The organism is Leptospira semungkisensis, from assembly GCF_004770055.1.
In the GTDB taxonomy this organism is placed as follows: Bacteria; Spirochaetota; Leptospiria; order Leptospirales; family Leptospiraceae; genus Leptospira_B; species Leptospira_B semungkisensis.
In genome coordinates this window covers 968,580-984,966 of record NZ_RQEP01000005.1, presented here as the reverse complement: position 1 = coordinate 984,966, position 16,387 = coordinate 968,580, and the positions used below count along the sequence as shown (strand labels likewise).

General features: G+C 41.9%; 20 protein-coding genes and 1 riboswitch. Of the genes, 14 read left to right on the top strand and 6 right to left on the bottom strand.

What is annotated here, in order from left to right; genetic code table 11:
• Window positions 1-34: 34 nt before the first annotated feature.
• The 3 genes from EHO59_RS04720 to EHO59_RS04710 all read left to right on the top strand — a co-directional run bounded on the left by EHO59_RS04720 (window position 35) and on the right by EHO59_RS04710 (window position 2,901).
• Entirely contained in the window at window positions 35-757 is a 723-nt protein-coding gene (locus EHO59_RS04720) for a glycoside hydrolase family 25 protein (protein WP_135585233.1), read from the top strand.
• 239 nt (window positions 758-996) lie between these two features.
• Window positions 997-2,193, top strand: coding sequence for an adenylate/guanylate cyclase domain-containing protein (locus tag EHO59_RS04715; RefSeq protein ID WP_425460204.1), 1,197 nt, complete (start codon window positions 997-999; stop codon window positions 2,191-2,193).
• A gap of 192 nt (window positions 2,194-2,385) precedes the next feature.
• Window positions 2,386-2,901, top strand: coding sequence for an SRPBCC domain-containing protein (locus EHO59_RS04710; RefSeq protein ID WP_135585231.1), 516 nt, complete (start codon window positions 2,386-2,388; stop codon window positions 2,899-2,901).
• Between the two features lie 109 nt (window positions 2,902-3,010).
• Here the strand turns inward: EHO59_RS04710 and EHO59_RS04705 are convergent, their stop codons facing one another.
• Together EHO59_RS04705 and EHO59_RS04700 are read right to left on the bottom strand one after the other, a co-directional pair.
• Window positions 3,011-3,775 carry a hypothetical protein gene (locus tag EHO59_RS04705; RefSeq protein ID WP_135585229.1) on the bottom strand — a complete coding sequence of 255 codons (765 nt, stop codon included), beginning with the start codon at window positions 3,773-3,775 and terminating at the stop codon, window positions 3,011-3,013.
• 16 nt (window positions 3,776-3,791) lie between these two features.
• Entirely contained in the window at window positions 3,792-4,562 is a 771-nt protein-coding gene (locus EHO59_RS04700; RefSeq protein WP_246052657.1) for a methyltransferase family protein, read from the bottom strand.
• 187 nt (window positions 4,563-4,749) lie between these two features.
• Here EHO59_RS04700 and EHO59_RS04695 point away from each other — a divergent pair, with 187 nt between their 5' ends.
• The 5 genes from EHO59_RS04695 to EHO59_RS04675 all read left to right on the top strand — a co-directional run bounded on the left by EHO59_RS04695 (window position 4,750) and on the right by EHO59_RS04675 (window position 7,912).
• On the top strand, window positions 4,750-5,166 hold the full coding sequence (locus EHO59_RS04695) for a MarR family winged helix-turn-helix transcriptional regulator (RefSeq protein WP_135585225.1): 417 nt from the start codon (window positions 4,750-4,752) through the stop codon (window positions 5,164-5,166).
• 113 nt (window positions 5,167-5,279) lie between these two features.
• On the top strand, window positions 5,280-5,642 hold the full coding sequence (locus EHO59_RS04690; RefSeq protein ID WP_425460203.1) for an ArsR/SmtB family transcription factor: 363 nt from the start codon (window positions 5,280-5,282) through the stop codon (window positions 5,640-5,642).
• 69 nt (window positions 5,643-5,711) lie between these two features.
• Window positions 5,712-6,176: a DUF6428 family protein gene (locus EHO59_RS04685; protein ID WP_135585223.1), complete on the top strand. Its 465-nt coding sequence runs from the start codon at window positions 5,712-5,714 to the stop codon at window positions 6,174-6,176.
• A gap of 39 nt (window positions 6,177-6,215) precedes the next feature.
• On the top strand, window positions 6,216-7,277 hold the full coding sequence (gene arsB, locus EHO59_RS04680) for an ACR3 family arsenite efflux transporter (RefSeq protein ID WP_135585220.1): 1,062 nt from the start codon (window positions 6,216-6,218) through the stop codon (window positions 7,275-7,277).
• Window positions 7,277-7,912 (top strand): low molecular weight phosphatase family protein, encoded by a 636-nt coding sequence (locus EHO59_RS04675; protein ID WP_135586492.1) that lies wholly within the window; start codon window positions 7,277-7,279, stop codon window positions 7,910-7,912. Before arsB ends, EHO59_RS04675 begins: the two co-directional genes overlap by 1 nt.
• 36 nt (window positions 7,913-7,948) lie before the next feature.
• Here the strand turns inward: EHO59_RS04675 and EHO59_RS04670 are convergent, their stop codons facing one another.
• Together EHO59_RS04670 and EHO59_RS04665 are read right to left on the bottom strand one after the other, a co-directional pair.
• Window positions 7,949-8,329 carry a VOC family protein gene (locus tag EHO59_RS04670; protein ID WP_135585218.1) on the bottom strand — a complete coding sequence of 127 codons (381 nt, stop codon included), beginning with the start codon at window positions 8,327-8,329 and terminating at the stop codon, window positions 7,949-7,951.
• A gap of 103 nt (window positions 8,330-8,432) precedes the next feature.
• Complete coding sequence (locus EHO59_RS04665; RefSeq protein ID WP_135585216.1) at window positions 8,433-9,380, bottom strand: AraC family transcriptional regulator; 948 nt, start codon at window positions 9,378-9,380, stop codon at window positions 8,433-8,435.
• Window positions 9,381-9,556: 176 nt separating this feature from the next.
• Here EHO59_RS04665 and ppnP point away from each other — a divergent pair, with 176 nt between their 5' ends.
• The 4 genes from ppnP (at window position 9,557) to EHO59_RS04645 (ending at window position 11,936) form a co-directional block, all read left to right on the top strand.
• Window positions 9,557-9,874 (top strand): pyrimidine/purine nucleoside phosphorylase, encoded by a 318-nt coding sequence (gene ppnP / locus EHO59_RS04660; protein ID WP_135585213.1) that lies wholly within the window; start codon window positions 9,557-9,559, stop codon window positions 9,872-9,874.
• A 107-nt stretch (window positions 9,875-9,981) separates the two neighbouring features.
• A riboswitch (cyclic di-AMP (ydaO/yuaA leader) is annotated at window positions 9,982-10,106 on the top strand.
• A 110-nt stretch (window positions 10,107-10,216) separates the two neighbouring features.
• Window positions 10,217-10,927, top strand: a complete 711-nt coding sequence (locus EHO59_RS04655; protein ID WP_135585211.1) for a universal stress protein — start codon at window positions 10,217-10,219, stop codon at window positions 10,925-10,927.
• A gap of 63 nt (window positions 10,928-10,990) precedes the next feature.
• Complete coding sequence (locus EHO59_RS04650) at window positions 10,991-11,506, top strand: Crp/Fnr family transcriptional regulator (protein WP_135585209.1); 516 nt, start codon at window positions 10,991-10,993, stop codon at window positions 11,504-11,506.
• Window positions 11,507-11,510: 4 nt separating this feature from the next.
• Window positions 11,511-11,936, top strand: a complete 426-nt coding sequence (locus tag EHO59_RS04645) for a cyclic nucleotide-binding domain-containing protein (RefSeq protein WP_135585206.1) — start codon at window positions 11,511-11,513, stop codon at window positions 11,934-11,936.
• A 6-nt stretch (window positions 11,937-11,942) separates the two neighbouring features.
• Here EHO59_RS04645 and EHO59_RS04640 read toward each other — a convergent pair whose 3' ends face one another.
• Window positions 11,943-12,380 (bottom strand): DUF1564 family protein, encoded by a 438-nt coding sequence (locus tag EHO59_RS04640; protein WP_135585204.1) that lies wholly within the window; start codon window positions 12,378-12,380, stop codon window positions 11,943-11,945.
• A 130-nt stretch (window positions 12,381-12,510) separates the two neighbouring features.
• On the opposite strand from EHO59_RS04640, the gene msrA reads away from it, so the two are divergent.
• A complete protein-coding gene (gene msrA, locus EHO59_RS04635; protein WP_135585202.1) occupies window positions 12,511-13,044 on the top strand; it encodes a peptide-methionine (S)-S-oxide reductase MsrA in 534 nt (177 codons plus the stop codon).
• On the opposite strand, the gene EHO59_RS04630 is transcribed toward msrA, so the two are convergent.
• Window positions 13,033-15,408: a PAS domain-containing sensor histidine kinase gene (locus EHO59_RS04630; RefSeq protein ID WP_135585200.1), complete on the bottom strand. Its 2,376-nt coding sequence runs from the start codon at window positions 15,406-15,408 to the stop codon at window positions 13,033-13,035. The genes msrA and EHO59_RS04630 overlap by 12 nt on opposite strands.
• Before the next feature lie 238 nt (window positions 15,409-15,646).
• Between EHO59_RS04630 and EHO59_RS04625 the strand changes: the two genes are divergently transcribed.
• Complete coding sequence (locus tag EHO59_RS04625) at window positions 15,647-16,375, top strand: fatty acid desaturase CarF family protein (protein ID WP_135585197.1); 729 nt, start codon at window positions 15,647-15,649, stop codon at window positions 16,373-16,375.
• Window positions 16,376-16,387 lie beyond the last annotated feature (12 nt).

Sequence of the window (16,387 nt, the reverse complement as noted above, 5' to 3'; positions counted from 1 at the left end):
TTTAAATTTGTTCCGACTTTCCAATAGACAACTCATGATTAAAAAATTTGTCATTCTAACTATACTCTTAGGTATTGCTGCTTTCTCTTTATACAGAGCTCTTGATCTGGGCCTCGTTTGGTTTGTATATCCTTCAGAAGATAAATATCCGATCAGAGGCATTGACGTTTCTAATCATCAAGGAAAAATCGATTGGGACTTGCTTCCTAAAAAGGATATTTCCTTTGTTTATATTAAATCTACAGAAGGTGGAGATTTTAAGGATAAATCCTTCCTGGTTAATTGGAATGCCGCCAGAAAAGAAGGCTTTAAAGTAGGAGCCTATCATTTCTTCACTCTATGTAAGACTGGTTCTGAGCAAGCGGAGAATTTTATTCAAACTGTTCCTAAACTCGCAGATTCTTTGCCTCCAGTAGTTGATCTTGAATTTGTTGGGAATTGCAAAGATAGACCAAAGATTGAAAATGTTCAAAATGAAATTTCTATTTTTCTTGAGAGAGTTGATGCTTACTATAATGCAAAAACGATTCTTTATTTAACGAACGAATTCATTGAAGAATATCTAGAAGACAATTTCTTTCATCATCCAGTTTGGATTAGAAATATTTTCATTCATCCAAATACTTTCTCCTCCATTGAATGGATTATTTGGCAATATAAAAGCAGAGCGAGAATCAAAGGAATCAACGGCCCCGTTGATCTGAATGTTTTAAATGGAAATTTGGATGACCTAACTAGGTTTACTAATTTAAAATAAATCAGCCACCTCAGCCCTTAGCTGCGCATCTCATTTGCACTCGCAGACCGCCCTATCCCGAAACGGACTTTACATTCGAAAGATTTTCCCTTCTTTTGGTTGCACCTATGAAAACCAAGATCCGATATGCTCTCCACTGGTTACTCGGTCGTCACATTTCTGCAGGTCTGCCTGAAGAAGAGCGACGCTCTTTTCAACTTACCGCCAATACTCTCCTGTGCCTAGCAATCATAGTGTTCTTGTCTTGGCTGCCGCCTGTTCCAGAGAACCTGGTCGGACTCTTACGCGCAGTGAATATTGCCGGCTTACTAGAACTTACCATTAGCGGGGTTCTGTTGCGAAGAGGCTATATGCTGGCTGCACAGATTTTCTTGTGTTTTGCTACATGGATCCAGTTGCTCACTATCATTTTCACTCTTCCCGGCCAACAAGCATACATGTATCTATCGGTAGGAATGCTTCTACCGTTGCTCGTCGTTGTTCGCAAACATAAAGTAGCAAGAATAGTTCTTGCTCTGATCCCATTTTGCCTGCTTATCGCGCAGCAGACCTATTTTAAGATCCTCGGAGGCAAAGCCTTCTACGGCGAGGAGCCTAAGGTTTTCCGAGCTGATGAAGTCCTTGTGGATGTGGTCGGAAGTCAGTCACTTCTTCTTTTGCTTGCATATCTATTCATTCGTAGTCGAGACGAGGCAGAAGCGAAAATACAAGCAGAGCATAAAAAGTCGGAACAACTTCTTCTCAACATATTACCGGAGGAAATTGCTCAGGAATTAAAAGAGAAGGGAGTGTCCGAACCTCGACTCCATCGCAGCGCAACAGTTTGTTTCACCGACTTCAAGGGCTTTACCCAAATCGCAGAGACCATGTCACCCACCGAACTTGTCGCGGAGCTCGATCGCTGCTTCTCTTATTTCGATAGTGTAATGGAGAGGCATAATCTAGAGAAACTCAAGACGATTGGAGATAGCTATATGTTTGCCGGTGGAATCCCGGAGCCGAACCATACGCATGCGATCGATTGTGTTATGGCCGCTCTGGAAATCCAAGCGTTCATGAATCAGATGAAGGAAATCAAGGCGAATCAAAACCTTCCCTATTGGGAACTGCGTCTGGGTGTCCACTCAGGTAATTTGGTAGCAGGTGTCATTGGTGAGAAGAAGTTTGCGTACGATGTTTGGAGTGATACAGTCAATACAGCGAGCCGCTGCGAATCATCAGGTATCCCGGGTCGTATCAATATTTCCGGTGCTACTTACGAATTGGTAAAAGACTTCTTCGATTGCGAATACCGAGGTGCTGTGCCTGCCAAGAATAAAGGAAAAATCGAAATGTACTTTGTGAATGGACTATTGTCTGATCTTAGACGAGCAGGAGAAGAGCGCATTCCAAACGAAGAGTTTCGTAAACGGTATGAGCGGCTTAAGGGAATATAACCGATCCTGCTCGAATTCTCATAATTAATTTCCCAGTAAAAGAAACCGTAAAAAGGCTTGACATTCCCCTATATATATCCACAAATTTATATAACTAATTGGCTATATAAAGAGCAGACCCCCGAATTCAATACTCCCGAGAGAGCTACTCGAAGGATTGTGGACGATGCAGACAAAAGGAGATCAATGAAGATGAAAACAGATCAAAGAGAACTAAAAATAGAGCGTCGAAGCGATACCGAAGTCGTCCTCACACGCTATTTCGATGCTCCACGTAAATTGGTATTCGATTGCTTTACCAAGCCGGAACTGATGCGCCGTTGGTTGACTGGTCCCGAAGGTTGGTCACTTGAATCCTGCGAGAACGATCTTAAGGTCGGAGGTAAATATCTATATGTTTATGGGGATACCCAAGGAAACAAAATGGGTATTTACGGAAAATTCTTAGAAGTAATTGTACCAGAAAAAGTAGCGAACAATGAGAATTATGCTACTGACATGGCAGCCTTTGATCCGAATGGTCCGGAAAATCCGGATGCTACTGTGGAGTCTCGCACATTCACAACGGAAGGCAATCTGACTCTCATGACTCATGTTTGTAAATATGCTTCTGCAGAAGTATGCAAGATGGAATTTGAATCTGGCGCGATCGAGTGCTGGGCTGAACTCTGCCGCGTGCTCGATAAAATAATGCTGGAGCTCTCTTGAGACACCCTACCCTGTCCCAGCCTCGCGAGTGTTAGAACTAACTACTCGCGTGGTCTGGGAGATGCATTTCGTATCAGTTAAATCTTAGCGTTAGACGAAATCTTGTTTGTCACCATTGTTGGTTTGAACTATCCCAATTTCTAGGAGCCAACCAAAGCGCTTCTGCAATTGCCAATAATCGTTTCGAGTCCGACTGGAAAATAGCAGTCATAACTTTGAACGCTCTTGACATCTTTTGCAATCGCCAGCTCGCCACTATATAATCTTCTCCAACCCTTGGACGCTCGATGATCTTACCTCGTATTTTGCTTAATACGATCAGTTGAGGCTCTCCTAAAACGGCCGAAAATCCGCCGGGACAATCCAATGCACCCCAGATTGCCGCATCTCTAACGGAGCCATCTTCTGAGGCAACCGTTCCGTCAGGTAACCAATGACCTACCATCAAGTTCTCGAATCCAACTTGTTCCGGAGCTGGACCTACAAATATTCTCATTCCATCATGCACTTCTCTTTTAGGTCCGCACACAAAGCATGTCGGAAACGGATGAGTCGTAAATCCCGGATAAAAGGCGGAGATCTTTTTTGCATCTTCCAAATCAGGAATGAATGGCAATGGATATTCAGGAAAATCTTCTTCTGCAATCGATTTCAGAGTTGCGAAGGGTTTCTTTGAATTGTCGTAAATCGCTCCTCGTTGCCCGTCTTCAGATTCCATAATAATGGACGTCTCGACAGGAGTCGGATTCAGTAAACGTATTTCAGCAGCGTTAGTTCCTACAGCTTCCACCAAAATGCCTGCCGTAAAACCACCGTTCCCTGTTTTTGGCGGACCACAAAACCTTCGAGACAATATCGTATTAAAGACTTTCATATTTTTTTCCTCCGAGTTAATCTTTTGCGATCCTTTGCTTCAGCTTTAGAAAAGGCCAAAACATAGGAACCGCGCGTTTATATTGCAGATACTTTTCGCCGAAAGTGCGGACCAAATCTCTTTCCTCAAAGAATGTTCCGATGATGATATACAGAGTCATGCCTATGGAGAGAATCAAATGACCAAGATTCATCAAGGGAGTGCCCCATAAGGCCAAGATAATTCCGAACATCATAGGATGACGCACTAGCTTATAAAGCGATGGAGTAACGAACTCCGTAGAGTGCGGTTCTGTTTTTCGAAGAAAGTCCCAAGCTTGTCGTAAGCCAAAGAGTTCAAAGTGGTCTATTAAAAAAGTGGAAACAACTGCCAGGATAGCCCCGATTAAAAAAATAGAATACGCTACATACATCCCTAAACTTGTTTTAACATTCCAAATCTCAAAATCGATAGGCTGCCATAAGCAGGAGAGAACGACTAAAGTAATGCTCGTGATGAAAACGTAAAGGCTCCTCTCAATCGCCAATGGCACGATTCGTCTACAATACTTTTTAAAACCGGGTCTCGCCATGACGCTATGAGGAGCACCGAACAGTAACACCAACGCGATATCCAAACAGATCGATCCAGTTACTCCCAGTTGAAATCCGAATGTGGTGGCTTTAATAAATGGAGCGTAATCGAGTAATCTCAAAACAAAAACCATCATACCCAAAAGGTAGATCATGTAAGAGATCAGAGCGAATATCGAAAAGGTGAGTCTCGAAAATATATTTTGCTTAGACAAATTTGCCTCCTGAATGCTTGGCATTCAAAGCTTTTTAAAAATTCTCAACCCACGTAAAGAACTGGCAATCGTCGCTGTAAATAATAAATCAGAGAAATCCTTTGATTGATCCGGAATATTGCTTGGTATTCAAAGCAATATTTGGTAAAGATAAAAGATAAGATGTTCTTTAAGAAAGGAGAAAAGAATGAAACAAGATAGACTATTAGTTCTAATTACTGTATTACGAGATCAGATTTTAGATGAAATAAAGAAAGATTATTCGCGTTTCGGACTTACGAATATAACTCCCGCGATGGGTTCCGTTCTTTGCGCCCTTAAAGGTGAACGACCTCAATCGATGAAAGAGATCGCCAAACAGATTTTTAGAGACCAGTCCACAGTTACCCCCTTAGTGCAAAAGCTTGTGGATCTAAATCTCGCAATTCAGGAACGTTCTTCTCTCGATGCAAGAGAGAGCCAGGTTCGATTAACCACATCTGGAAAAAATACTCGTATGAAAATCATTCGAGCAGGAAGAAAAATGAATGCTCGTTTGTATCGAGGTATGTCAGCTCCCGATCGTAAACAGCTTATTACATTGCTAGCTCAATTGAAAAAATAGAAAGTAACTTTACTTGGTTAATTGTCTATCTCCTCCGCAGAATGCCAGTGCCCAACTCACGCCAACCGATGGTCTAATCCCTTCTCCAGCAAACATTTGAAAATAAAATCTCATTGAAAAATCGAAAGCTCATTTACCCTTGTGGTATGGGTGTTACTAAAACAGAGTTATTCAGCAAAAAACAAAATCGCATTGCTTCGTATGCAAAAGCGCTCGGTCACCCTGCTAGAATTGCGATCCTGGAAGCTATTCTAAAAAGAAAGGCCTGTATTTGCGGCGATCTAGTCGAGGAGTTGAATCTCGCTCAGGCGACAGTATCTCAGCACTTAAAAGCGCTTAAAGAGATCGATATAATCAAAGGGACAATCGATGGCCCGGCTGTTTGCTATTGTATCAATGAGAAGGCTTGGTTGGAAATTCGCGACTTTTTCGGAAACTTTTTCGCTCAAAGCGTAGAAAACAAAAATTGCTGTTAGAATCCTCTTGACTTTAATCGTAATATTGCAATATAGTGATTTAAAATCAAATTGTATTGTGGTCCTACTATGAAGCTATCAGAAATCAAGAATCTCTTGCCAGAACTGAATGATGTCGAATTTCAATTGGAAAACGGGACATTTGTACCGGAACATTTTCATGTCACAGAAATTGGCCTTATTACCAAGCATTTCATCGATTGCGGCGGAACGATCCGAGATGAGAAAGTTATCAATTTCCAACTCTGGAATGCCAACGATAACGATCACAGATTAAAACCTGCAAAATTGTTAAACATCGTCAAACTATCCGAAGATAAACTAGGTATTCAAGATGCTAAAGTTGAAGTTGAATACCAAACAGAAACAATCGGAAAATACGATCTAGATTTTAACGGAAAGCATTTCGTTTTAAAAAATAAGCAAACGGCATGTTTGGCGAGTGATTCCTGTGGCAGTTCTTCTGCAAAACCGAAAGTACAACTTTCAGCAGGAAGTAGCTCCTGCTGCGCTCCGAATGCAGGTTGCTGCTAAGATTTTCAATTCCTAAGTACCGCTAGGATAAACTAATCTATGACAAACCCTTTGCCCATAAAAAAGCGATTATCGTTTATTGATCGATTCTTAACTCTCTGGATTTTCATAGCTATGGGAATCGGAGTAGCGATAGCTGAGTCGCTACCAAATGTAGTTAGCTGGATTCGAACTTCCGAAACGGGTGGAACAAATATACCCATCGCTATCGGACTTATTTTTATGATGGTTCCTCCGTTAGTAAAAGTGAACTATGCACGAATTCCCAAAGCATTCGGGAGAAAGGATCTAATTTACTATTCTTTAATTCTGAATTGGATCGTTGGGCCCTTGTTAATGTTTATCCTAGCGTTTCTTTTCTTTCCAAATAATCCTGAATACAGAATCGGACTAATTCTCATCGGCGTGGCTCGTTGCATAGCTATGGTTCTAGTCTGGAACGATTTAGCAGATGGAGACAGAGAAGTAGCAACAGGGCTCGTGGCCTTAAATAGTATTTTTCAACTTCTGTTGTATGGAAGTTTAGCTTATTTTTTCTTAAGCGTGCTGCCCGGAATGATCGGTTTTAGCAATTCGAGTATAAACATTCGCTATTGGGATATTGCTTCAAGCGTACTCATATATTTAGGAATCCCATTTTTACTAGGATGGTTCATTCGAACCATTAGCGTATACTTGAAGGGTGAAGAATGGACAATTACTAAACTCATTCCTGCCATTTCTCCGGTTACTTTAGTTTTCCTTTTATTAACTATTATTGTTATCTTTAGTTTAAAAGGTGATACTCTTCTCTTGATACCTTTTGATGTAATTCAAATAGCAATTCCCTTGCTGATCTATTTCATTTTTATGTTTCTACTTAGCTTCGGTTTGGGGATATTCGTGAAAGCAGATTATCCTAGAAATGCTGCTATCTCATTCACTGCCGCAGGAAATAATTTTGAATTAGCGATCGCTGTTGCAATCGGAACTTTTGGAATCGCATCTGGCCAAGCATTCGTAGGAATTGTAGGACCTCTTGTGGAAATACCCACCCTAGTACTAATAGTTGAGATCGCAAAAAAACTTAAGCAAAGGTTCTATGCGAAGGAAGCTGCATGATGAGCGATTTGCATGAACCATTGAAACTGTTCTTAAAAGAAAGAGAATCAGAATTTTCTTTTATTAGCGATAGTAGAAAGGAAAAGCTTCTCGAATTCTCCAAGGCGATTCAGAAATCAATTTCCAAGAATAACTTTTCTAACTTGGTCTTTGTTTGCACACACAATTCAAGACGCAGCCAAATTGCTCAAATGATTGCTTTGGCGTCTGCAGTGTATTTTGAAATCCCGGGAATTGATGGGTTTTCAGGAGGGACAGAAGTAACCTCATTCTTTGAGAATTCCATTAAGGCTCTAATTCATATCGGCTTTCGGATAGATACGGAAGAAGGTAGCGAACAAAATCCTAAATATCTAGTTTCCTATAAAGCAAAGAATACACCTGTCATTGCGTTCTCGAAATTATATTCGGATTCTATAAACCCGAAAAAGAATTTCATTGCCATCATGGTTTGTTCTTCGGCGGATGAAGCTTGTCCTTTTGTGCCCGGGGCAGAAGCAAGGATTAGCTTACCGTATCCGGATCCAAAAGCATTTGATAATACTAAAGAAGCCTCGCAAAAGTATATCGAAACTTGCGAAACAATTGCGAGAGAGATATTATTCGTTTTCCAAAATTTAAAGGAGAAGCAGTAGAACGGTCTCAGCTTTGATCAGCCTTTCTCTTCTCCCCTATTGCCCTGCCGGTGGTTCCCACAATTCTATCTTGTTCCCTTCTGGATCGGTAACCCAACCGAACTTGCCATATTCCGAATCCTCAGTCTTATCATCAACATTGCATCCTTCTTGTTTGAGCTTCGCCAAAAGCTCAGCAAGATTATCAACTCGATAGTTGATCATGAATCCGGCAGTACCAATTTTTGTAGAATTCTGATCGAAAACTGTCCACACTGTCATTCCTTTGAAAGCGTTGCCTGCTTCGTCTGCCCACTCGAATACGGCTCCACCCCAATTCGAAACGTCTATACCTAAATGATTCTTGTACCAATCTCTAAGTAGACCCGCATCCTTTGCTTTGAAAAATATTCCACCAATTCCAGTAACACGCGCCATCGCCTTTCTCCATCTTGTCCGTTAGGAAATTATTTTCAGTATGGGCAAAGGTAGTGCACCGACATATCTTAGTAAAGCCTGTTATTTGGTGCCGACGACTACTCTATACGCTTACGATCGATCTGTCTTCGGTTATGAGAATGCTTCCTTCTTCTCCTCTTAGATTGACTACATCTTTTCCTGGAGTCACTCCAAAGAATCGTTTGTATTCTCTGCTGAATTGAGAAGGGCTTTCATAGCCAACTCGAAGTGCTGCGTTATGCGCGTTGAATCCATCCAAGGTCATTAAGATGCGTGCCTTATGCAGTCTCACATTTTTGATGTATTGCAAAGGAGATGCGTTCGTCACAGCTTTAAAGTTTGCGTGGAATGTGGACACGCTCATTCCTGCGTCGGATGCTAGTGTTTTGATATCCAAGTCTTCATGAAAGGATTCATGGATCCGATCCAACGCGCGTGCGATCTGAAAGAAGCGCCGATTTCTGTAAGCCAATGCCTGCAGAGCTCCCCCTTCTTCGCTGCATAAAACTCTATAAATGATCTCTCTTACGATCATTGGTCCCAATATTTTTCCGTCTCTTTGAGAGGTTAGCGCTTCTAAAAGTCGAATGGCTGCGTCAGTGAGTATATTCGTAAGAGGAGCGGAGTAAATTCCCTTTGGCAATGATTCCTCATGATAATGAGGGTCCTCCATATCGAGCAGTATCTCTCCCACAGAAGCAGGATCTACTGTGATATAAATTCCTAATATAGGTTCGCCGGCGCTCGCAGTTGTTTCGCATTCTATGGGAAGAGGAACGGAGACTACTAAGTAATTCGTAGGATCATAAGTATATACTTCTTCTCCCAAAAACACTCTCTTCTGTCCTTGGGCGAGGATCACGATCCCTGGTTCGTACGCCTTTTGCACTCTAGGAGCAGAGCTATCCCTTCTAAAGATCCTCACTCCTTTTAAACCGGAAGGCTGCACTCTTTCCTCCGGCAATAATTGCATAAGTAACTCCGCCATCCGTTTGCGGTTTTCTTCGGTTACTAATTCTTTTTTCCCCATAAGATGATTCTATCATATACTGACAGTTAAAATGCTCATTTTTCTTAAGGTTCGTAGAATTAGGCAATAATGGATGAGACCAGATATCAATAAGAAGAAGATGGAAAGGAAGCAGAAATCGCTGTTCCTCTGGCCCTTCTCCTAAACTTTTGCTTTGGAGCAATCTGATTAGAAACATGCAACAGTTCGAAAACGTTACTATTATCAAAAAAGCGAATGTATACTTTGAAGGGAAGGTCACTAGCAGAACGGTGATCTTCGCGAACGGAGAGAAAAAAACTCTAGGGATCTTAATGCCTGGCGAATATGAATTCGGAACGGCAGAGAAAGAAATCATGGAGATCTTAGACGGTGACCTTTTGGTTCAACTGCCAGGAAATTCAAATTGGCAAGAGATCAAGGGCGGCCAATCCTTTGAGGTTCCTGCGAATTCAAAATTCAAACTCAATGTTAAATCACTCAGCGATTATTGCTGTTCTTACTTAAAGAATTAATGATTTCGGGATCTTCTTCGCTAGAAAGAAGATCCCTCTGAAGCCTTTCATTCGTCTCGATCCCACTTCTCCCACTTGACAAATTCTATCAAGTGATTACACTGCGGTCCTTGAGTCTGCCTAATCCGAGTAATCGGAGCGGAGGAACCATTTTTTGGGGCAAACCGCTAAGCGGGGGATATCTCTCATTCCCAGCCCGTCAGCTAACTTCGTAGGCATGGAGAGAAGACCAGGGGGACTTACCTCCCATTCTTCCGGCTCATAAAGACAAAACACCAGAAGGCCTTCTTGTATCTTCTCAAAAAAGGAGAAGGCCCGAAGATCAACCGTCGGAGAATTGAAATGAAAGTTTTGATATCGTTCGCCAATCCCAAGATGGGAGCCAAGCTTTTCGGTTTGGCAAGGGCATTGTTTTCCAAAAAAGACCAAGAGCTTTTCATCGTGGCTCTGCATGTGGTTTCCGTCGAATCGGAATCGGAGGGATTCCCGTTATTAACCGAAGACGAGATTTTCCAAGCAGTACGAGAAGAAGCTGCAGGATCTGCATTCCATTTTGAAACGGTTGGATTTCCGTCCGACTGGATTGTTCCAGGCATCGTAGAAACTGCAAAAAGCAAAGGAGTCGATTTACTCTTGTTAGGTGCTTCTCGCTCTTTATTCTCCGATGATTTGCTCGGGGGAAAAGTAGGAGATGTGCTGAGGGAATTATCCGATCTAGATATCGCAGTCTTGGCAGACAACGGATTGCATTCCCCCATCGAGCCTGTGATCTATTCTCCTGGATTGGAATCAGCTCCTCTCTTTCCTTTTTCGACAGGACTTTCTACATTCATCGAGAAGCCCATCCCGGTTTTAGCAGGGTCCGGGCAGAGAGAATTTCAGATTGAATCTCCTGAAAAATTCCGTCCTTGGCTCCCCTTCTCTCTCGCTGCACCGGATCCTTCTAAGAATCTGAATCTTGCAATCGTAGAATACGGAACCTATAAATCTTTTCATTCTGTTCTCTTAGATAGGAAAGGGCTTTCCTTTCTGATCTTAAGAACAGGAAATTAATTCGAGTTCCAGAAAATGTAAAATCAGGTGAAGATTCCGTAGAGGCTTTCCGTCTCACATTAAATGGCCACCATCCTGGATTTTGTTCACAGCGTTTTCACCAAAGTCTACACCAAAGACTCTTTCATCTTTAAAGAAGGAGAAGAATCCGACGGGAACATGTATTTTCTATTCCAGGGGAATTTGAAGGTGTTCAAGGATCGCCCGGAAGGTTCGGACAAGGCCATCAAGGAACTATTTCCTGGAGAATTTTTCGGAGAGTTAGCTTTGATCTCGGGAAGAGCTCGTGCCATGTCGGTTCAAGTACTTTCTCCAAGTGCTAAAGTGGGAGTACTGAACAAATCCGTTTTTGAAAAACTCGAAAAGACCAGTCCTCAATTCCTTTTGCTCCTTCTCAAAAACACATTCGAAAAATTGAATCGAGCCGAGGCAAAATTAGAATCCCTGTATACCGAGATCCACAAGAAAGAAGAAAACAGACCTGCCTCGGCGGAGATACATATAAATTCTGCTGAAGAAGCGGCCTCATCGAGCGAATCAGAATCGGCTGCAGTTCCTGCGGAAGCAAAGAAGGCATAATCAAATGAGCATTAATATATTAGAATTCATTAATAATGTTTCGGTCCGTACCTTTTTAGCGGGAGAAACCATCTTCAGAGAAAAAGACGCTTCGAATGGAATGATGTATTTTGTTTTTACGGGAGCCTTGGAGATCAGAAAATCCTACGACGGAGAAGAAAGAGTGATCCGTAAACTGGAGCCTGGCGCATTTTTCGGAGAGATTGCTCTCATCAATAATGTTCCTAGGGCGGCGACAGTTCGTGTAATCACTGAAAAATCTAAGATCGGGATCTTGGACCAAGATATGTTTTATAGAATTGGTCAGACCAATCCTAAGTTCTTTTCGATTCTTCTGAATACTACGATCCAAAGATTGGTTTCTGTAGAAGAAGAGATCGCAAAGATCGGTTCAGGCCTAACGATCAATCCTGTCAGAAAAGCGGACTAATTTTACTTAAGCCGCCTTTTTCTTTTGTAAAGAACCGGGCCCTTTTTCTCCTTTAAAATATCTTTCTAATAAAAAGGTAAATAAATAACAACGAGAGACTCCATGTTTTCTCGCAAGCAGTCCAAGCTTACTCCAATCTTCAGTATCTGGTCTGAAATTCAATCGATTCCAATTCGTCTTAGTATCTTCTTCTTTTCTTTGGTAGAGTAGAAGGTCCGGATCCCGATTCATTCTATCTTTTTCCTGCAGTTCCTTTGCGTATAAAAAGAGAAGCTCTTTTAGGCAACGGGCTCCCGCTCTTTTGCCCCTCCATTCTTTTCTTACTTTCTTGTGTAGATCCTTAGGAAGTATCACTGTGCAGACGGATAACTCATTCACCGAAGAATGTGCTTTGAGAGTTTTCGCTTTTATCCGTTTCGAGTTGGTGATCAGTTTCAATCTCATGCGTAAGCCGGGTTCTTATGAATCGGATCGCTCGCGTTTTTTTCCGATTTTAGTCGAAAATTGTTTCCGTGTTTCGATTTCGGTCTTACTTTCTTTTATGAATCGAATCTAATATACGAGGAAAAACCAAATGTCCGATCGAAACGATTTAGAATACGCTACTCTAGGTGGAGGCTGCTTCTGGTGTGTCGAAGCCATCTACCAACTCGTAGAAGGTGTGGAGTCCATCGTTTCCGGTTATGCAGGAGGTTCGGATCCTTCTCCCAATTATAAATCCGTTTGCACTGGTCTTACAGGTCATGCGGAAGTCATTCGTATCGGCTTCGATCCCAAGGTGATCTCTTTCAAAAATATCTTGGACATCTTTTGGGAAGCTCATGACCCTACGACCAGAAACCGCCAAGGAAATGACGAAGGCCCTCAGTATAGAAGTATCATCTTATACGAAAACGCGACTCAGAAAGAGATCGCTGAGAAGTCTAGAGAAGAATATGGTCCTAGATTTTCTTCTCCTATCGTAACTGAAATTGTTGCACTAGAGAAATTCTTTCCAGGGGAAGGGTATCATCAGAATTATTTTAGAACGAATCCTGCTCAGCCATATTGCCATTACGTGATCCGTCCTAAGATCGAGAAATTCTTAAAGAAACATTCAGTTGGGTAGGTTCACAAAAAAGGTAGTACCGTCTGCAGAAGTCTCGAAATGAATGGAGCCATCATGATTTTCTACGATTCTCTTCACTATATCGAGTCCGAGTCCTGAACCTTCTCCAGGTGCTTTGGTAGTAAAGAAAGGTTCAAAGATTCTATCTTGTATGGATTCCGGAATCCCAGGTCCTGTATCCGAGATCCGGATCTGTATGGATTCTATCTTAGGTTTACAGATCTTGATCTTCAATACGCCTTTGAAGTTCATCGCTTGCGCTGCGTTGTAGATCAGGTTCGTCCAAACATGCAATAGATCGTCGGAGTATGCCTGGATCGCAGGCGTATGATCGTATTCTTTCACGATCTCTATTCCGGATTTTAATTGGTTCTGATAAATAGTAAGAACTGTATCTATACTTTCCTTTAGGTTCACTTCGGATTTTGGTCCGCCAGTTCTGAAATGTGAGAAATTCTTGAGAGCGTATACTATCTTCGAAGTCCTATCCACGGACATTTCGATAAGCTTTGAACTTCTGTTTGCCAATATTTCGTCTAACGCGTACTGTAAGATTTCCTTTGTTTTCTTCCCTTGGAATAATTTAGGATAATCTTCCATTGCATTTTCGAGTCCGGCTTCTACCAGTCCTTCGGCAAGATTTCTAGATTCTTCGATTCCCAATTCTTTGAGTTTTGCTTCTAGGATCTTTGTCTTGGCTCGTACTTCTTTGGGAGGAAGGATCTCTTCGTACAATCTTCCCTTGGTAAGAAGATAGGCAAAATCCTCAGCAGTCTCCGGATTCAAATTTTCTAATACGGAATAAGCCGCCTGCATTCTATCGAGAGAACGCAAGAAATGGTTCTTTACGGATTCGTTCGCGGCCCGTATTACTCCGATCGGATTGTTGATCTCATGCGCAATCCCGGCAACGAGTTGTCCTAATGCCGCCATCTTTTCGGAAAGGATGAGCTGGTTCTGGGTCTTTTGCTGGTATGCGAGAGCTTCTTCTAATTCTTTCTTTTGTTTTTCGATGAGTTCATTTTGCGCGGAGATCTCATTGTTTAGAATCCTCAACTGTTCCGCTTCTTTTCTCTCGGAGATATCCTTGACCATATTGATCATCCTGGCCTCTCCATCTATCATTGCGAATCTTGTGGAGAACTCCGCAGTAAAGATACGTCCGTCCTTTGCTTGGAACAATGTCTCTTCATTGAATAAGAATCCATCCACTGCAATCTTCTCTTTGAATAGATCTCTTGCTTTCGGATCGGCCCAAATCCCTAACTCTATGCTTGTTCTTCCGATTGCTTCTTCTCTCGTATAGCCCATTAAGCGTGTGAAGCCATCGTTAATATCTATATATCTTCCATCCTCAAAATTAGAAATGGAACTAGCATACGGACTCAACTTGAATACCTTGGAAAATAATTCCTGGCTGGATTTGATCTCTTCTTCTGCTAGATGTTTTTCGGTGATATCCTGTCCTGTACCAAAAGCCAAAGAGTTGTCTTTGTATTTTCCGTTGACTAGAATATATCTTTGCTTTCCGTCCTCTCCTCTGGCTCTAAAAACAAAGTCCGCAGAATAATTCGGATCTTCTCTATAATTCAACGCCTCATTCAGGACGAGAACGATTCGTTTGCGATCCTCTTCTTCCTCCACATATTTTTCCAAGAAAGAATCAAAGCTTAGAGTGACGGATTCTTTTGCATCTTTGTCTCCAAGCAAGACCCTATATTCCTTGGTCAGAGTTAGCACCAAGGTATCCACATTCAGGATCCAACCACCGAGCTTTGCCGTTATATGTGCTTGCGAGAGTTCCTGTCGGACACGATTGAGACCTCCTAATCCGAAACGCATCAGTATCAACGTTACAAAAAATCCGATCGAGTTTCCGACTAACGCAGCCCAATGACCTGGTAAGGTAGGAGGAGCAATGCTTCCTCTTTCCATCATGAAAATACTCAACACTCCCGCAGCAAAGGAAGCGACCGAATACATCAATGCCACAAAATTCCCCAAGAGAAGAGAGGCGAGAAGGATCATCACCATGAACAGGGAAAATGCAGTCGCGTGCACTCCCCCTTCTTTCTTCATCACCAAAAGAAGGGACAACCATTCCAGAAGAATGAGCAGATGCGCGCCTAGTCTGATCCTTCCGGTCTTTGCAAGAATATGACAGACAAGCACTGCTGCAGGAATCAGATAAAAAGAATAATAGACGTCCTTTGGCGGAGAGACGAGTGGATGGATAATCCTAAATAAGACAGCGACTAGCAAGGTAACATACATTAGCCCGTATAAAAGCCTGATGGATACCGCCTTCTCCGCATCGGTATGTATAGGAGGACTAAGGATCTTTTTTAATTTGGAAAATACCATGCGAATCGAATGAATCACTTTATAATAAGTGTGTAGAGGTCTGAGAATGAAAAGCCTGATTTAAAATTTTCCGTAAAATTGCCGAAGAATTTCCTCTCTAACCCAAAGTACATAGAACTCATTCCGAACTAAGTCTCTTAAGCATCCGAGAGTAATTGCTTTCGATTTTTAGTTCTTAATGGATGTATTCATGAAAAAAATTTTTGCCATACTTTCCCCGAATTGCATAATGTAGGTTATGAACTTCCTAAGAGTCTTGTTCCCTTCTCCTTTTAAGATCCATAGATTGATCGAAGTTCTGAGTGTTTTTCTATTTTTGATCTTCTCTGCACTCTCTATTTGGAAATTCGGACTGCTGGCAAAATCCTCCTTCTTCGATTCCTATTTATTTCTTTCGCTTCGACTTTTAGGACTCTTACTCTCTGCTTATATAACCGCAGACTTCCTTTCCGGCTTCGTTCATTTTCTGGGAGATAGTTTCGGAGATGAGAATACTCCATACGTGGGATCCGCATTTATCTTTCCTTTCCGAGATCATCACGTGGATCCGAAAGGGATCACTCGGCATGATTTCATAGAAACCAATGGCAATAATTGCTTAGTCTCACTTCCTATTCTTCTCTATTGTTTTTATGCCCCGTTAGAAAGCGGTATATTTCCTTGGGCCAGGACTTTCTGGATCTTAGTGTTGATCGGGATCTTCTTCACGAATCAGATCCATAAATGGGCCCACCAAGACAAACCATCTAAGGTAATCCACTACTTGCAAAAAAAGAGATGGATCCTTTCTCCGGACCATCATCAGATCCATCACACTACTCCGTATGACACGTATTTCTGCATTACCACAGGTTGGTGCAATCCCTTGCTTCACAAGATCCGATTCTTTCCTTTCGTAAAAAGAATGATCCGATCGATCATAAACGTTCTCAGCTTCTCGAATACAAACAAACATCGTTCTTTGTAAGACTAGAGAAAT